The sequence below is a fragment of the Occallatibacter sp. genome, assembly GCF_035317045.1.
In the GTDB taxonomy this organism is placed as follows: Bacteria; Acidobacteriota; Terriglobia; order Terriglobales; family Acidobacteriaceae; genus Telmatobacter.
This window is the reverse complement of record NZ_DATHHT010000040.1, coordinates 65306-81183: the sequence shown is the minus strand read 5'-3', so window position 1 is coordinate 81183 and position 15878 is coordinate 65306. Positions and strand designations below refer to the sequence as shown.

The following is a 15878-nucleotide window of genomic DNA, read 5'->3' as shown; positions in this document are numbered from 1 at the left end:
TGAACAGTTGCAGGAACAGAACGCTGCGAGCGGACTACTCCGCTCGCAGCGTTGTCATTGGGTCGGAGCGCGATGCACGCCGCGCCGGCACGTAAGATGCAACGAGCGCAACGGTGAGCACAAGCAGAACAACTGCTGACAGGATGACGGGGTCCGCGGGGCTCACTCCATAGATGAGATTCCGCACAACACTGCCCAGGCTCAAGGCAAGCAGAACTCCGAGGATCGTTCCCGGGACGGCCAGCTTTGCGCTATGCGCTAGAACCATGCGCAACAGATCAGACCGTTGAGCCCCCAGTGCGACACGCAGGCCAAACTCTGGGGTTCGCTGGCTGACGGTGTACGCAATTACGCCATAGGCGCCGATCGCCGCCAACAGAATGGCCAACCCTGCGAACAGGCCTACGAGCACGAAGGTAAAACGCGGCGTAGAGACCGACGTACCCACCACGCTGTCCATCAGCTTTACATCCGCAACTGCCAGCGCGGGGTCGAGGCGATGTACTGCGTCGCGGAGTCCGTCTGCAACCTGCCGGGGATCGGATTGGGTGCGAATCGCGATGGACATGTCGGGTTCGGGAGCCTGGAACTCAGACCACCAGAAGGCGGGCTCCGCACCCGGACTATTCGGCTGATCCTTTATATCGCCCACAACACCCACAACTGTCATCCAGTCGGAGTCTTTTTTGGGTTCGTCATCGAAGGTGATTCGCTTGCCGATGACGTCCTCATGAGGCCAGTAGCGTTCCGCCATCGCGTGGTTGATGATGAGAGCGAACGGTGCATCTTTCTTGTCTGCCTCTGTGAAGAAGCGTCCTTCGACGAGGGGAATCCCCATGGCACTGAAGTAGCCGGGAGTCGCCATGTGATAGCGCGCATGGAACTCCTGATTTGGCAACGGCTTCTTTCCCTCGACCGTGAATCCGCCAGCATTCTCGTCATAACCGGTCCAGGGCAAGTCGCTCCCAGCGCCTGCGCTCTCTACACCGGGCAGCGTATTCAAACTCGATGCGAGCCGATCGTAGAATTGCGCTATCTGTGGCCTCGTTTTGTACTGCGCGTTGGGCAAGGAGAGGCTTGCCGTCAGCAGGCGATCCTGCTGGAAGCCAGGATTGAGATGAATGAGGTTGAGGAAAGTGCGCAGCATGAGCCCGGCGCCAATGAGAAGTACACTGGCGAGACTGACTTCTGCGATCACCAACGCATTGCGCAGGCGGCCTTGATTGCGACCTGCAGTTGAAGTCCTGCCGGCCTTTTGCAGGCCCACTTTGGGATCCGTTCGAGAAGCCTGTAATGCCGGAGCGAGTCCAAACAGGATTCCGGTGATGAAGCTTACGAGGATTGTGAAAGCCAGCACCGGTCCACTTACATGAATGTCGTGCGCGCGCGGGAAACCGGCGGGCAACAACGAGACGAGCGCCTGAACTCCGCCATATGCGAGTCCCAGCCCGAGTGCTCCGCCGGTTAGCGAGATCAGGAGGCTTTCCGTGAGGAGCTGGCGCACTACGCGGGAACGCGGCGCACCCATGGCGAGCCGAACAGCAATTTCACGCTGGCGGGCAGAGGCTCTGACCATCAGAAGGTTTGCGGCGTTCGCGCATGCAATCAGCAGAACAATGCCCACCGATCCAAGCAACACCAGGAGCATCTGGCGGCTCGCTCCGACAAGCTCGGTGTATAGCGGTACGACGAGAACCGTCCATCTCAAATCATACGGATGCTCGCGCGCAAGTTGCGCCATGATCGCATTCATCTCGGCACGCGCGCGCTCATCGCTGACGCCATCCTTGAGGCGTCCGATACCCTCGATGAAATGCGATCCGCGCTGGTTTGAGTTTCCGGCAAAGGAAAACGGCCACCATACATCCACGCTCTCGCCATACGCGACCGCGTGATATTCGTTGCCCGGATGCTGTGTGCCTGCGGGCATGACGCCGATCACGGTAAAGGGCTGCATGTTCATCGTGATCTTGCGGCCGATGATGTTCGGGTCGGCGCCAAATCGCGTGCGCCACACGCGATCACTGAGAATCGCCTGCAGCCCGTTGCCGGGAATCTCTGCCTGGAAATCGAATTCGCGTCCTAACTCGGGCTGCAGACCCAGGACGCGAAAGTATCCCGAGGTAATGCCGAAGCCGTTCAGCCGCACCGGCTCGCCGTCGCCCGAAAGCTGGACATCTCCTCGCGTGAATGCCGCGATGGATTCGAACGAATGGTTGCGCGCTCTGAAGTCGAGGAAGTCGAAGGGATTGAGGGGAAACTTTGGGTACTCGCGGCTCGAGAGGAAGATTCGAACCAGGCGATCGGGCTGTCGATAGGGAAGCCTGCTCAGAAGAACACCATTAATCACGCTGAAGATGGCGCTGTTGGCGCCGATGCTGAGAGCGAGCGTGAGAATCATGACCAGGGCAAAGGTCGGATTCGCACAAAGCTGCCGGAATGCGTACTTCGTATCCTGCAGCGTCAGTTCGATGAATGCGGTGCCTCGCGCCTCGCGACAGTCCTCCTTCGCTTGCTCATGCCCGCCGAATGCAAGACGTGCGCGACGCTTTGCTTCCTCTTCTGTCATGCCGGACCTCATGTACTTCTCGACCTGGTGGTCGAAGTGGAATCGGAGCTCTTCGTCGAGTTCCGTTTCGACCTCGTTGTGGTGAAGCAGCGCGCGTGTGCGATAACGCAGATCATCCAGCATGGCCGCCTCACGCTCCTTCCAGAACCTGCGCAACGGCAACTGTCAACTTGCGCCACGCTTCGGTCTCCCTCTCCAGTTGCTTCTCGCCGGTGCGCGTGAGCTCGTAGTACTTCGCGCGTCGGTTGTTATCGGATGTGCCCCACTTTGCTTTGATCCAGCCGCGTCGCTCGAGGCGATGGAGCGCGGGATACAACGATCCCTGCTGGATACTCAGCACTTCGCTCGAAACCTGCTGCACGCGCTCGGAGATTGCCCAGCCGTGCTGTGCACCGGGGAGGAGTGTGCGCAAGATCAGCAAGTCCAAGGTTCCCTGGGGCAGTTCGATTTTTTCCGGCATGCGTTCCCTTTCGCTTCGACAAGAGGATAGACTAAGCTCTTGTCGAAGTGCAAGGGGAAAGCTCAGCCGCGTTTCCTGGCATCTTCATAAGGCGCCAGGATCTTGAACGGAGAATGGATTGGGTCGACGGACGATTTGGGTGAGAAGGTGTTCCTGAGCTTTCTCCACCGTTTGCCGAATCGATCCGAAGCCATGAAGAGATGTCCGGCGGTGAGCCGACCGATAACGCGATGATGTCCAACCGCGGCCAAGGCCATCGAAGCAATGCAGCCACACTGATCGCAATCGGGATTGCCGCCAAACTGGCAAGGAGTGATTTGCGTTTTGAGATCGGCGGAGATGATCTGAGTGGTTCTAGCGAAGATGCACTCATCTGGATTTTCGGGCGGGGAGGCAATCTCTCGAATGAGTGATTCCGGCATGTCGAGCGTGGGGTATTTCAGCCGGAGTTGTCGCAGCGTGGAGATCACGCTCGCCCTCTGCGAAGCGGTGAGTATTTCCTTGTCGGTTGCGCCGCGTTGAGGCGTGAAGATACTGAACCATACCTTGTTCACCTCGGGGCGGTTCGTCCAGAATCCGAGGAATTCGTCGAGGTAGCCGGGGCGCTGCGCGATCTGCGATGTGACTGTGCAGTGAATGGTGACTCGCGCACCCGCGATGTTCTTGAGGATGCGGTCGTAGGTGGCGGGTTTGCGGCGAACGTCATGTTCGGGCTGCAGGCCATCGACGGAGACCACGACATTCAGTTTCTTGAACTTCATCCAAGCAGAGGGAATTTCTCTGAAGGCGCTGGTGACGACCTGGGTGTGGACACCGCGGCTTTCGATTTGTGGCAAGAGCAAGTCGACTTCGCGATACCGAACCAGCGGGTCGCCGCCTACAAGGGATACATGCAGCGGTCGATGTTCGTCGATCAGGGCGAGCACTCTCATCACCAGTTGGTCGCCTTTGAAGTCAGATAGCTCGCGAAGTTGGGTTGGACCGCCAAGGTGCGCCGCATCGAAGGCATAGCATCCGGGGCAGCGCAAAGGGCATTCCTTGGTGATCTCGATGGAAAGAGAAGGTGCACTGCCGGCCAGGATTCTGGCCCATGCGCGTAGGACTTCAGATGATTTCATTGAACTCTCCGTATCAGGCGTCTGGTGCTGAGGGAATGGCAGCGGAGCCCGGGCGGGCTCGGTGTCAGCTTTAGTTGTCGCGTACCGGGAGAGGTAAAGGATCAGATGAGGAGGGGAATCTTGTACATGACCGTCTCTGAAGGGGCCACATACTCTGTACGAAACATCGAGAATACACGCGTGATCCTGATCGCCACGCGCTCATGACAAGCTAACGCGAGAGTGCACAATCCCGATAACAAGGAATCGATACACTGTTTGAGGTTTTTCGAGAGCACTAGTACAAGCCCGAGGACGGACAAGATCATGAGGGTGCTCAACTCGAAATCCCTGCCGCCGTGGAGGAAACGATCCCAGGTCCAGAGATGCTGCGTGACGGGCATCGTGATAATCGATATCGCAGTCAAGATCAGGAGCGCCCGGGCGATCCACACGAAGACTCTCGATGTGCATGCCCATGCATTGAGGTCTGGGCGGAGGTTCACCTTGGGATTGTGATCCAATCGCTTCTCGCTTGAAATGGTCTGTCTACGTTCCAGGGAACCTCGGCTACCTGCATGAATTCCAGTTGTTCGAATTGAAGTCCACGTCATCCGTTGTTGACGTGCGACGACTCGGAGTGTCCTGACCATTGGATGTATTCGACGCGGAATCGTTCACCCAGACCCTGCATATTTTTAGACACTCTGAGGATCTCTGGGTCACAGATCGACAGCCGTCAAAACAGATCCGGAATGCTGTGAAACGCGATCCGCGTCGGCGCAGCTTTATACGCCGCCAGCATGGTCGCCGGCGCCAGCGTGCTCATTCCATATTTTTGATTGAGCTGGTCCATCGCCTCCAGCAGCTTTGCCCGACTTTTCGCGTTATCGAGCGAGTCAAACAGATTCAGCGAGTGCAGCCGGTCCGGCACCAGTCCATTCAAGTTCACGCCGATGAAATACGGCTCGTCGTATCCCTGCCCCTTCGGCTTCTCGGCCCACAGACGGCACAGTGCTCCAATCAGGGTCTGATTGTCCTGGCACTCGCTCACCTTGATCTCGTGATGCCAGCCCCGCGTCGGAACGCCAAAGCGACTAACCGGCGCATTCTGTCCCCGCGGCACTGAAAACCCCACCGCCAGCCCGATTGAACTCGCCCATAGCTTGTGCGTCCGCAGCCGCATCGCCGCCTTGTGCAACAGTTTGTGCGCCACCGCCCATGCTTTCTCCGCGGTCCGCATCTCTGGCGCCAGCACGTGCGAGTGACTGATTGACTTCAGATGCTCGGTCTCCGACATTTCGAAGTCCTCACCCTTCAGCCAATGCCAAAGCCGCCCGCCCCAAACCGATCCCCACAACTCCCCCGCCTGCTCGCAATCCAGGTTCAGCAGGTCGTCCATCGTTTGGATACCTTTTTCATTCAATCGCTTTTCGGTCTTCGCCCCGATGCCCGGCAGATCCCGCAGCGTCAGCCGCCGCAGAGCCTCTGGGAGCACATCCAGCGGCAGCGCCACCAGCCCGTCAGGCTTCTCCATGTCGCTTGCCACTTTGGCCAGGTAGCGGCTCGTCGCCAATCCCACCGAGCTCCGCAGGAACGGCCCCACCTGCTGCTGGATGCGCGCCTTCACCTTGCGCCCCAGTTCCAACGCCGCCAACAGCGGCCGCTCCCGCCCCATCAGCCGGCAGGCCATTTCGTCAATCGACATCACCGCAGTCACCGGCAGACAGCTCTCCACGGCCTCCACGATCCGATGGTGATAATCCACGTAGATCTCATGCCGTGCTTCCACGAGCACGATATTCGGGCACATTTTCTTCGCATCCGCGACGATTGTGCCCGTCTTTACGCCGTGCGCCTTCGCCTCGTAACTCGCAGCAATACAGCAGGTTGTATCTGCCATCATGGGCACCACGCCAATCGCCTTGCCGCGCAACTCCACTCGATCCTGCTGCTCCACCGAAGCGAAATAGGAGTTCAGGTCAACAAAGAGCCAGTTGAGGCAGGGGCCCTCCGTCCGCTCTGTTGGCTGTCGCTGTGCGGCGGGCGCAACCGTCCCCTCCGGCCAGTCTTCCGGTTCGGGTCCGTCCACCGGGTTTAAGTCGCCGATTTCCACTGCTCAGTCGATATTCGTCTTTTGTTCGCCTTACTTCAAGCACGTTTTGATAAATACACGCATCTTATTAAGTGTTAGACTTGGCCTGCCGGAAGGGGCTCAGTCCTATACCGAGCCTTTCTGCCGCTAGTGGTGTTGTATTCCTTGGCGGAGTTGGTGGGGAGCGCAAGCCGCCGTGGCATATGCATAACCTATTTCACTGGATTTCTTCGTATGCGAGTGTGTTGGCCATCCTGGTCACCCTGGGAGTGGCGGTCCTCCTCGTCTGCTGCCTTGAGTGCACCAACTGCCCCAGCCGCGAAAAGGACGACCTCTTCAGCCGCCACGAGATGTAGCAGAGGCGCTAGCTTGCGCGCGTCCCCTGGTGGAAGCATATCTTCCAGCGTTCCGACTCCCAAGTCCAGATTGAACTTCGCAGCGTAACCGTCCTCTCACCCGCCGCGTCGTTGCGCAATGTCCGATATGTAACAAGCGCCACGCCCGGACCCAGCAATCGAAAAGCAAAGTTCTCCACCTGGGGTGGCGTGTACGTCTCGGTCGCCAGCAATTCCAGCGTCGCTTCCCGCGTCCAAACCCGCCCCGAAGAACCGAACTCCACAAAGTCGCGGGCCATCAGCGCGCCGACGTGTTCCCGATTGCGCCGCACCGCAGGCTCCATCAGCAGTAATTCGAGACGCTCGAGTTCGGCCTTTATTGCCTCATCCAGTTTTGCTTCTATCTTCATTCGACCGGTGGCTTCAGATACTGCTCAAACTGCCCAAGAATGCGCGTAAACAACTCCGTCCGCGCTTCGGGGCCCGAGATCGAGTGCGTCTTGCGCGGAAAAATCTGCAGATCATACGGAATCTGCTTGTCAATCAGCTTCTGCACAAACTGCACCGTGTTCTCGAAGTGCACGTTGTCGTCGCCGGTGCCATGCGCCAGCAGAATGCGGCCCTTCAGATCGGCTGCCGTGTTTACCACCGAAGAATCCTTATAGCCTTCTGGGAAGTCGCTCGGCCGACTCATGTAGCGCTCCGTATAGACGGAGTCGTAGTTCCGCCAGTCCGTCACCGGCGCTACGGCCACGCCTGTGCGGAATCGATCGGAATGCGTCAACGCATACAGCGTAAACGTGCCGCCCCAGCTCCAGCCCCACCAGCCCAGCCGCTTCCCATCGAGCTGCGGATACTTCGCAAGCACCGCATCCACCACCGTCAACTGGTCCTCTAACTGCACGGGGCCGAAGTTGTGATAGGCCGCCTCCTCGAAGTCGCGCCCCCGCCCGGCCATGCCGCGGTTGTCTGCGTGCAGCACCGCAAATCCGTGTTGCGCGAGCAACTCGTCGAACAGCAAGCCATCGGTCCACTCGTTCGACACCGTTTGCACGGCCGGCCCGCCGTACGGATTCACAATCAGCGGCACACTCGCCGCAGCGGTCGCGTTCGCCGGCAGCAGCAGCGTTCCATACAGCGTCGTGCCGTCATGCGCCTTGATCTCGAGCTGCTCCGGAGCGTGCAGGCCAAATGCATCGATCGAGTGCGACGCCCAGAACGCCATGCAATTAGTCCCGATCGCGCAAAGCTCCACCACCGGCGGCTCCAAACGCGACGAAAACTTATCGGTAAAGCTGCCTCCCAATGGCGCAAAGTTGGCGACATGATTGCCTGCGCTCGTGGTCAGTTGCTTGCGCTCGCCGTCAAACGTCACCTTCCACACCTGCTGCTCCAGCGGCGAGCCTTCATTCGACGCGTAGTAAATGTCTTTTCGTTCCGGATCGACGCGATACACCTGCCCAACTTCGAAATTCCCCTTCGTCAGCTGCTTCTCCAGCGTTGCGCTCGTCGCCTCGGTCCTGCCTTCGTCGTACTTGTAGAGATAGAGATGGTTGTGGCCGTCAGTCCAATTGCTCAGCACAATGCGGCCATGCCCCACATAAACATCGAAATTCTCGTCGACAAACTTCTCGTCCGAAATCTCCAGTACACTGTGCGCTATCCCCGTGCCCGGGTCCGCAAAATAGATTCTTCGATGTTTCTGATCCCTGCTTAGTGTCTCAACCCAAAGCGTCTTGTGGTCGACCCAGCCAAACCTCGGAACGTAGTCCTGTCCCTGCTCGATCGGCACGTGCACCCACGAAATCTTGCCGCCCTTCGCGCTCACCACGCCCACGCGCACATCGGGGTTCAGATCGCCCGGCTGCGGATACCGCTGCTTGTCCACCGTCGCGTGGGTCGGGATCCAATCCGGGATCGGATATTCCGGAACGTCCGCTTCGATCATCTGCAGAAACGCCAGGTCCTTCGAGTTCGGCGACCAGAAATAATTGCTCTTCGTGTCCAACTCCTCCTCATAAACCCAGTCCACCTGGCCGTTGAGCGTCGACGGACTTGGCGCCGGAGCTGCCATCACTGTCGGTGTTCCCGCCTGGCGCAGGGGAACAACCGCCAGCCCATGATTGCGAACGAACGAAATGAACTCGCCGTTTGGCGAGAATTTCGGATCGTCGCCTGATCCTTCCCCTGAAAAGCCGATCCCGATTCCCGTTCCATTGTGCAGGTCGTAGATCCATAGGCTGCCGTTCGAGTCGAACATCAAGTGCTTTGAATCCGGCGCCCACAGGTAATTCGCCATCCCGTAGCGCTCGCGATGATCGCGGTCCTGCTCCGTCTCTTTTCCGCCCACCAGTGTTGCCAGCTTCGCACGGCTTACCAGAACGTGCGGCTGTCTCAGTGCCGGATCGAGTTCGATCAGTTCGCCACCTTCGAGATAAGTCAGGTGCTGTCCGTCCGGAGACCAGGCCAGCCCTTCCGGTGGCGCGCCCATCGCGTCGCCATGCGCGAAGATGCCCGCCACGGTTAGCGGCTTTGCGTTCTCCTGCGCCGACAGAACTGGGGAAACGAGCAACATGACAGCAAAAGCCGTCGAGAGGTAAACGAAGTGACACTTCAAGGGGGCTCCCTCCGGCCGGGCACTCTCAATGAGTATTGGGTGGAATGGATCGTGTGCCGGAAATCCAGTGTAAACGAGCCATCGCAACGTCTGATCCAAGCTCTCCTTCCCGAAAGCAGACGGTTGCATTTGCGGCTGTAACGACTATCCTTCGATAGACAAGCAGAGGGAGCATCCCGAGCATGAACTGGGCCACGCCCGAGGAACGACGGAATCTAGGCCAATCGAGGCGGAAGCAACTGCACCGCCAGGAAAACGATCAACTCAACATCAAGGCGCGCAAGGCTGCGCCTCTTTCGCTGCTCGAGCGTGCCGAGCGCGGACGGGTTCCCGCGCTCCTGAAGCTGAAGCATCAGCTCATGGCGCAATCGCCCTTCATCTACTTTCGCGGCGCTGCTCCGGTGATGGCCGCGGATCTGGCCGTGCTGCCCAACACCGGCATTGACGCGCAACTCTGCGGCGATGCTCACGTGCGCAACCTCGGCGCCTTTGCCGCTCCCGATGGCCGGCTCGTTTTCGACATCAACGACTTTGACGAGACCATCCGCGGCCCCTTCGAGTGGGATTTGAAGCGCATGGCCGCCTCGCTCGTTCTTGCCGCGCGGGAGTCCCGGCACAAGGAGTCATCGGCGCGCGAGGCCGTGGAACACTGCATTTTGCGTTACTGCGAGCAGATGCGCGCCTTTGCAAAGATGCCGCTGCTCGAAGTAGGACGGTTCCAGGTACATCGCCTCGGCAACGTCGAACCTGTCCACAGGGCCTTGCTCAAGGCAGAGCGCGCCACTCCCCTGCACAATCTTGAGCTACTCACCGAGCCAATTCCGGGCAAACCAGGCACGAGACGCTTCAGAGAGATCAAGCCCAGCCTCATGCGCATTACAGGATCGAAAGCGCAAGAGGTCCTCGGTGCGCTTGGCCCTTATCGGGAAATCCTCGAGTCACAGCGCCAGCACCTGCTCTCGCTCTATCGTCCCGTCGACGTAGCCTTCAAGGTGGTCGGAACGGGCTCCATAGGCCTTCGCGACTATTGCATTTATTTCGAAGGCAACGGACCCAGCGATCCGCTCTTTCTGCAGATCAAGGAAGAAGCCCCATCGGCCTACACGCCCTACCTGTCCGGCGCTCACCCCGGTCCGCACAACGGCCATCGTGTCGTCGTCGGCCAGCGTGCCATGCAATTGCAATCTGACCCGTTTCTCGGCTGGACGCACATCGGCGCGCGCCACTTCCTGGTCCGCCAGCTCAATGACCACAAGGGTTCCATCGATCTCACCGACTTCGCGGGCACCGGGCTGATGGCCTTCGGCGAAGTCTGCGGCGAACTGCTCGCCCGAGGCCACGCCCGTTCCTGCGATCCGCAAATCATCGCCGGCTACCTTGGCTCCGGCGGAACCTTCGCTGAAGCTCTGGCAAAATTCGGCTTTCTCTATGCCGACCAGACCGAAAAGGACTGGCAAGCCCTTCGCCGCTCCGGCAAAGTCGACACGAAATAAAGTCGGTTTCTATCAGGAACGCTCGGGTCTTTGTGGTCCGGAGGGAGCGTGGGGCTTCAGCCCCACGAATAACGGGCATAGAATCAAGGGCTCTAGCCTCTGAGGAACAAGAATGAAGAGCCTCAATCGTCGCCAATTCGCGCAGGCCCTCGCGTCCGCCGCAATCGCTGGCCCCCTGCTGCACGCCGAACCCGCACGCGATGCGCAGAATATATCCGCCGCAAATCCACCCTTCCCACTGTCCATCATGCTTTGGACAGTCTGGAACGATCTCCCATTCGAGCAACGCCTCGCCAACGTAGCGAAAGCGGGCTACACCAACGTCGAACTTGTGGGCGAATACGCCAAATGGACCGACGCCGATTTCACCCGTGCCAATGCCGCGCGCAAACACCTGGGCATCCACTTTGATGCAACCGCCGGGTTGCACAATGGAATCGCCAACCCCGCCGTGCGCGATGCCTTCCTCGCGGAACTTAAACAGGCATTTACTCCGATGCAAAAGCTCGATTGCCCTGCGATGATCGTCCTCTCCGGCAATCTCGTCCCCGGCCTGTCGCGCGAACAACAACATGAGAGCTGCATCGAAGGTCTGAAACGTGCCGCGGAACTCATCGAAGGCAAACAGATCGACGGTCAGCCCGTGCGGCTCCTGCTCGAGTGCATCGATCCCGAAGAGAATCCGCGCTACTTCCTGCAATCGGCAGCCGAAGCCATCGACATCGTCCGCGCCGTCAACCACCCGCAGGTGCAATTTCTCTACGATCTCTTTCACGAACAGATCGCCGAAGGCAACCTCATCGAGAAGCTCGACAAGCACATCGGCGTGATCGGCTTGGTCCACGTTGCCGATGTCCCCGGCCGCCACCAGCCCGGCACCGGAGAAATCAACTACGCCAATATTTATCGCAAGCTCGCTGAACTCCGCTACCGGCACGCCGTCGCCATGGAGTTTCACCCGACTGGCGATCCGGTGGCCATGCTCCGCGCGGCAAGGCAGATGGTTTCGAAAGCCATAGCCGCGTCTTGAAGTTGCGGCCATGGCTCTCGATTAAAAGCTAGGTGGTTGGCGCCGTGCCCTTCGGCATCGCAAAAGTCGCCGGGTCGATCGTCTTGTTCAGCTCCACCTTCTTCACCGCGATCGACAAAGCGAATTGTCCGAAATCCACGTCGATGGCATAGGGAATCAGATATCCGACATCCGTCTTCCGGTAGTCAGAAAGCTTTGTGGTAATGTCTACTTCCTGGTCCTGCATCTTGCCCTTGGATTGGACGGTCGTAAGCAGGTACGTCGTCGCATCGATAAGGTACGTCGATTCGACGCCTTCCTTCGATGTCAGCTTGATCTTGTACGTGTTGCCATCTTTCCCCATCGACTCGACTTTGCCGCCCTTGGCCGCATAGTCATAGAGCGGACCCCCGACGAAGATCTGGCCCTTCCCCTGGTTATAGACGTCTTCCGGCATCGGCGTGGGATCGTTCTGCCCTGCCATCGGATTCACGTTCCAACCGCCCTTGTCGGTATAGCACGTCACGATCATCGCGCCGTTGATGCTTACCTCGCTTTTGTAACCAACGCCGTCCACGAGTGTCGTGGTGCTCGGATTGTCGCTCCCCATGACCTGGACCGAGGACTCCGTGGACATCGATTTCACCTGGCTGATCGCACCCTTGCCCCCGATCGCTGCCACATACTTGCCGACGATCTCATCGGCACTCGGGGCCGCTTGAGAACTCGGTACTGCCGCTGCACTCGGCGCAGTCTGCGCGCTCAACTGAACCGCACATGCCAGTGCGGCAATTGACAATATGCCATGAATGATTCTTTTCATTCTGATTCACCTTTCGCGTGCCGGAAGGCACGGTCCTTCGTGCGGAACCAGTGTAGCCCGCAAACAGCTTTTACGCCGCAGCGTCGATGAATGTTCCCGCAATACTTTGCCGCGCCCTGGGCCGCGCTCAGGCTTTGAACGGCGACGGCCCCACTAACTCAACGTCAAATCGGCGCCAAAATGCAGCATCTTCCGCCGGCGGATTGGGAATCGCTGTAGCCCGCAAAAATTCCTCCATCTTGCCCGCCGGCGAAAACGCAATCAGCATGTGGCCCGGCTTTCCCTCCACAGCCGCAAACGTGTGCGGAATCCCGCGCGGCCCAAGGATCGATTCCCCGGCGCGAAGCGTCAGCCGCCGATCGCCAACCGCCAACCGCACCTCTCCTGAAATCACGTAGAAATACTCCTCCTGGTTCGGATGTTTATGCAGCGGGGGTCCGCCATTCACCAGGTTCATGTGCTCGATGACAAACAACCCGTTGCTCGTCTCCCGCGGAAGAACCTTGAAGAGAATGGAACTGTAACCGCGTGAGTGCGCCTCCCCCAGCCGATCCTTGCCCGCACCGACAATCTCGCCCGCATTCAGTGCATCCAATCCCGGAGCGCTGGCGAACGCCATGGGATCGAGTCCAGCCGCTGGCAGCAATGCAGCAGCGCTCTTCAAAAAACTACGACGCTTCATGATCGAAACCTCCAAAACCCGTAAAAATGCTGAAGATGGAAACGGCTGGCACTGGTTGCATAAATGCGCTTTGAAAGGACACGACTCTTTATAGTCGTCCCCAAAATATTTGCTGGGAATGGTCGCTCCAAGCCTAACCAGCCCCCTACCCAAATCGCAATCGAATTCGCGACCCGAATGCTAGACGACTGAAGACTGATCACTGAAAACTGACGACTTGTCCTTACCCCACCGGCACCAGCTTGCGGTCCGAAGCCCTGCGGTTAGGCGCGTTATTCAGTTCCAGTTGCGCAGGCGATGCGTCAAGATGCAGTGTCTTCTGGTTCGAGTAAAGTCGCAACAGCATCTTCGCCTGGTCGAATGTCACCACAAACTTCGCCAGCGGCGTCGACCCCACATTCATCAGCGGAAACGCTGGATTGATTTCGACAAACGCCTGCCGGAACGCGTAGCGCCCCAAGCGCACATCCGGCCGCAGCCGCGCCGCCTTGATCTGGAATCGCGTCGCCAGCGACTCTCCGCTGCCAAACTCGACCGGCGTCGACAAGAACTTCAACTCCCGCGCGAGCTGCCGCGGCAAACTCAGCCCCGTCCCGCCCGAATCGATCTGCGCCTCCACATGCTGCCCACCGACACGCAACGCGATGATCGGCACGCCATCCGGCATGCGAAAGGGCAGCACCGAACCGCCGCCATCCTGCGCGATTGCGCCTGGGGCTAAAACGATGCGGCGTCCAGGATAGTCCAAGGTGAACAGGTAATCCTTGAACAGCGTGAACCCCAGCACTCCCTGGCAATTTTCTTCCTCGCCATAAAGCCGGTGGCGAACCGCTCTGATCTCAGCGAACTCCACACCGGCAACCTTCAGCGAACGGATCAGCAGAATCTCCGATCTCTGTTCACCTTTCCCACTCGGATCCTTCAATCGCGCGTGCCCCACTACCGGCAGCGCCAGCCCATCCGCGATCTCCGGCGAGATCAACGCCTCTGCGCCCGTTCCTGTGTCGATCAGAAACCGGAACGGCCCGTGCCCATTCACCATCACCGAGACATAGGGCTTGTCCCGAATCAGTTCGAGCGGCGCATTGTAAGCCGCGAGCTTTTCTGAGACAGCTGGGGAAGAAGACGGAGGCAGGTTCTGCGCCGGCGAATTCGGGACGCACGCCAACGAAAGAAGCAAGCACACCGCTCCTGCCGCAGCACCGAAGGCGACCCTGCCCTGGGCAGGCATGGCGTTCTCCTTTCGCGCGCGTGCTCAACGCGATCTGGATCCGAATCGCACCATGATTCTACGAGTATTCCGGCCCGGCTGTCCGCTTAAGTTGCGGGATTGGACCTCGAAACCGCAGGACGGCCCCGCTCTACAATGGACCGGTATGCCCACCACTGTCCGCTCGCACGCCAAGATCAACCTCGGCCTGTACATAGGAGCACCCCGCCCGGACGGCTTTCACTCTCTTGCCACCCTCTACCAGACCATCGAACTCCACGACCTCGTCACCGTGACGGCCCATCCCACCCCGGCTACCTCCATTACCCTCACCTCCAACGACGAGCGCGTTCCCACGGATAACCGCAACACTGCGTATAAGATGGTCGCCCTGGTGCTGGAAGCCCGCGGCACCCCCGCCAACATCTCTATCCATATTGAAAAACACCTCCCTATCCAGGGCGGTCTGGGGGCCGGCTCCGCCAATGCCGTCGCCGCCCTGGTGGGGCTTGAGACCGAACTGGGTATTGAAGCGAGTGCACTATCGCATTTTCCCGTCCCTGAATTGAGCGTTTGGACAACCTCGGGACCAGTAGCATCCCCGGAAGGAATGGAAGAGGTTCTTATCCAGATCGGCACTGAGCCCGGGTGCCGATTGCCCACAGGGCAGCTCGGGCTCGCCGAAAGGGTGGGCTCAGACGTGCCGCTCTTTCTGGTAGGGGGCGCAGTTCTGGGCAGAGATCGCGGGCAGAATGTCTTCCCCCTGCCGGATTTTGAACCTGTATGGTGCGTGGTCGCCATGCCTTCAATCGGCGTCTCCACGCCCCAGGCCTTTCGCGACTGGGACGCTCTCTGTGCCACCGAAGGTTTGACCGCTGATGCGTCAGAAGATAGACTGGAAGAGTTGAGCCGCGCCTATGCCAGCGCCTTCGCGGGAGTAATCCCCGGGGTCCAGCATGGACCAGGCTCCTCCGGTGTCCTTTCCTTGGGAAAGGACCTCGCCGGACCTCAAGAGTCCGCGCTTGTCCGCACCGGGATCAGTAGCTGGATCCAGAACGACTTTGAACGTGTCGTCTTTCCCCAGCATCCCTCCCTTGCAGAAATCAAGCGTCTTCTTGCGGCTACCGGCACTCCGGAGGCAGCCCTTCATGCCTCGCTGTCCGGGTCCGGTTCGGCACTCTTTGGGTTGTACCTGACCCGTGGGGATGCACAGGCGGCCCATCAACGGCTGACTGCAGCGGGCGTCGAAAGCCAGATCACACGCACTCTGCCGCGCTCGGAATATTGGGCCAACATGCTTGTGCAGCAACAAGGTTGACAGCCCGGCTGGGCGGGAGAGAGACTCGCGAACGGCTGCCAATCAAGGATATTCGGGATAACCTCGAATTTTTTCGAAGTTGGGCGATCGTCTAATGGTAGGACAGTGCCCTTTGGAGGCACTTGTCTAGGTTCGAATCCTAGTCGCCCAGCCAGTCTTTTTGTGTACGA

Annotated in this window: 13 protein-coding genes and 1 tRNA gene; 5 read left to right on the top strand and 9 right to left on the bottom strand. The window is 59.2% G+C overall.

Going from position 1 to position 15878, the window contains the following annotated elements; all coding sequences use genetic code 11:
- Window positions 1-34: 34 nt before the first annotated feature.
- The 4 genes from VK574_RS19545 to VK574_RS19530 all read right to left on the bottom strand — a co-directional run bounded on the left by VK574_RS19545 (window position 35) and on the right by VK574_RS19530 (window position 6218).
- On the bottom strand, window positions 35-2692 hold the full coding sequence (locus VK574_RS19545; RefSeq protein ID WP_472801555.1) for an ADOP family duplicated permease: 2658 nt from the start codon (window positions 2690-2692) through the stop codon (window positions 35-37).
- 7 nt (window positions 2693-2699) lie between these two features.
- Window positions 2700-3029 carry a PadR family transcriptional regulator gene (locus tag VK574_RS19540; protein WP_472801554.1) on the bottom strand — a complete coding sequence of 110 codons (330 nt, stop codon included), beginning with the start codon at window positions 3027-3029 and terminating at the stop codon, window positions 2700-2702.
- A gap of 62 nt (window positions 3030-3091) precedes the next feature.
- Window positions 3092-4147 carry a radical SAM protein gene (locus VK574_RS19535; protein WP_472801553.1) on the bottom strand — a complete coding sequence of 352 codons (1056 nt, stop codon included), beginning with the start codon at window positions 4145-4147 and terminating at the stop codon, window positions 3092-3094.
- Between the two features lie 718 nt (window positions 4148-4865).
- The gene (locus tag VK574_RS19530; protein WP_472801552.1) at window positions 4866-6218 is read right to left on the bottom strand and encodes a DNA polymerase Y family protein; all 1353 of its coding nucleotides are present in this window, start codon (window positions 6216-6218) and stop codon (window positions 4866-4868) included.
- Between the two features lie 206 nt (window positions 6219-6424).
- Between VK574_RS19530 and VK574_RS19525 the strand changes: the two genes are divergently transcribed.
- On the top strand, window positions 6425-6577 hold the full coding sequence (locus tag VK574_RS19525) for a hypothetical protein (protein ID WP_472801551.1): 153 nt from the start codon (window positions 6425-6427) through the stop codon (window positions 6575-6577).
- Between the two features lie 8 nt (window positions 6578-6585).
- On the opposite strand, the gene VK574_RS19520 is transcribed toward VK574_RS19525, so the two are convergent.
- Together VK574_RS19520 and VK574_RS19515 are read right to left on the bottom strand one after the other, a co-directional pair.
- On the bottom strand, window positions 6586-6966 hold the full coding sequence (locus VK574_RS19520) for a nuclear transport factor 2 family protein (protein WP_472801550.1): 381 nt from the start codon (window positions 6964-6966) through the stop codon (window positions 6586-6588).
- Window positions 6963-9173: a S9 family peptidase gene (locus VK574_RS19515; RefSeq protein ID WP_472801549.1), complete on the bottom strand. Its 2211-nt coding sequence runs from the start codon at window positions 9171-9173 to the stop codon at window positions 6963-6965. Before VK574_RS19515 ends, VK574_RS19520 begins: the two co-directional genes overlap by 4 nt.
- A 182-nt stretch (window positions 9174-9355) precedes the next feature.
- Here VK574_RS19515 and VK574_RS19510 point away from each other — a divergent pair, with 182 nt between their 5' ends.
- Together VK574_RS19510 and VK574_RS19505 are read left to right on the top strand one after the other, a co-directional pair.
- A complete protein-coding gene (locus VK574_RS19510) occupies window positions 9356-10666 on the top strand; it encodes a DUF2252 domain-containing protein (RefSeq protein ID WP_472801548.1) in 1311 nt (436 codons plus the stop codon).
- 112 nt (window positions 10667-10778) lie between these two features.
- Window positions 10779-11696, top strand: a complete 918-nt coding sequence (locus VK574_RS19505) for a hydroxypyruvate isomerase family protein (protein WP_472801547.1) — start codon at window positions 10779-10781, stop codon at window positions 11694-11696.
- Window positions 11697-11724: 28 nt separating this feature from the next.
- Here VK574_RS19505 and VK574_RS19500 read toward each other — a convergent pair whose 3' ends face one another.
- From VK574_RS19500 to VK574_RS19490, 3 genes are all read right to left on the bottom strand, one after another.
- Window positions 11725-12498 (bottom strand): hypothetical protein, encoded by a 774-nt coding sequence (locus VK574_RS19500; protein WP_472801546.1) that lies wholly within the window; start codon window positions 12496-12498, stop codon window positions 11725-11727.
- Window positions 12499-12625: 127 nt separating this feature from the next.
- Window positions 12626-13180 carry a cupin domain-containing protein gene (locus tag VK574_RS19495; RefSeq protein ID WP_472801545.1) on the bottom strand — a complete coding sequence of 185 codons (555 nt, stop codon included), beginning with the start codon at window positions 13178-13180 and terminating at the stop codon, window positions 12626-12628.
- A 223-nt stretch (window positions 13181-13403) separates the two neighbouring features.
- Window positions 13404-14411, bottom strand: a complete 1008-nt coding sequence (locus VK574_RS19490; RefSeq protein ID WP_472801544.1) for an aspartyl protease family protein — start codon at window positions 14409-14411, stop codon at window positions 13404-13406.
- Window positions 14412-14556: 145 nt separating this feature from the next.
- Here VK574_RS19490 and VK574_RS19485 point away from each other — a divergent pair, with 145 nt between their 5' ends.
- A complete protein-coding gene (locus VK574_RS19485; RefSeq protein ID WP_472801543.1) occupies window positions 14557-15708 on the top strand; it encodes a 4-(cytidine 5'-diphospho)-2-C-methyl-D-erythritol kinase in 1152 nt (383 codons plus the stop codon).
- An 80-nt stretch (window positions 15709-15788) separates the two neighbouring features.
- Window positions 15789-15862, top strand: a tRNA-Gln gene (locus VK574_RS19480).
- The last annotated feature ends 16 nt before the right edge of the window (window positions 15863-15878 follow it).

Bases quoted from the DNA above. Each gene is read 5' to 3' on its own strand.
- VK574_RS19545 (WP_472801555.1), bottom strand. From the start codon at position 2,692: ATGCTGGATGATCTGCGTTATCGCACACGCGCGCTGCTTCACCACAAC.
- VK574_RS19540 (WP_472801554.1), bottom strand. From the start codon at position 3,029: ATGCCGGAAAAAATCGAACTGCCCCAGGGAACCTTGGACTTGCTGATC.
- VK574_RS19535 (WP_472801553.1), bottom strand. From the start codon at position 4,147: ATGAAATCATCTGAAGTCCTACGCGCATGGGCCAGAATCCTGGCCGGC.
- VK574_RS19525 (WP_472801551.1), top strand. From the start codon at position 6,425: ATGCATAACCTATTTCACTGGATTTCTTCGTATGCGAGTGTGTTGGCC.
- VK574_RS19520 (WP_472801550.1), bottom strand. From the start codon at position 6,966: ATGAAGATAGAAGCAAAACTGGATGAGGCAATAAAGGCCGAACTCGAG.
- VK574_RS19510 (WP_472801548.1), top strand. From the start codon at position 9,356: ATGAACTGGGCCACGCCCGAGGAACGACGGAATCTAGGCCAATCGAGG.
- VK574_RS19505 (WP_472801547.1), top strand. From the start codon at position 10,779: ATGAAGAGCCTCAATCGTCGCCAATTCGCGCAGGCCCTCGCGTCCGCC.
- VK574_RS19500 (WP_472801546.1), bottom strand. From the start codon at position 12,498: ATGAAAAGAATCATTCATGGCATATTGTCAATTGCCGCACTGGCATGT.
- VK574_RS19495 (WP_472801545.1), bottom strand. From the start codon at position 13,180: ATGAAGCGTCGTAGTTTTTTGAAGAGCGCTGCTGCATTGCTGCCAGCG.
- VK574_RS19490 (WP_472801544.1), bottom strand. From the start codon at position 14,411: ATGCCTGCCCAGGGCAGGGTCGCCTTCGGTGCTGCGGCAGGAGCGGTG.
- VK574_RS19485 (WP_472801543.1), top strand. From the start codon at position 14,557: ATGCCCACCACTGTCCGCTCGCACGCCAAGATCAACCTCGGCCTGTAC.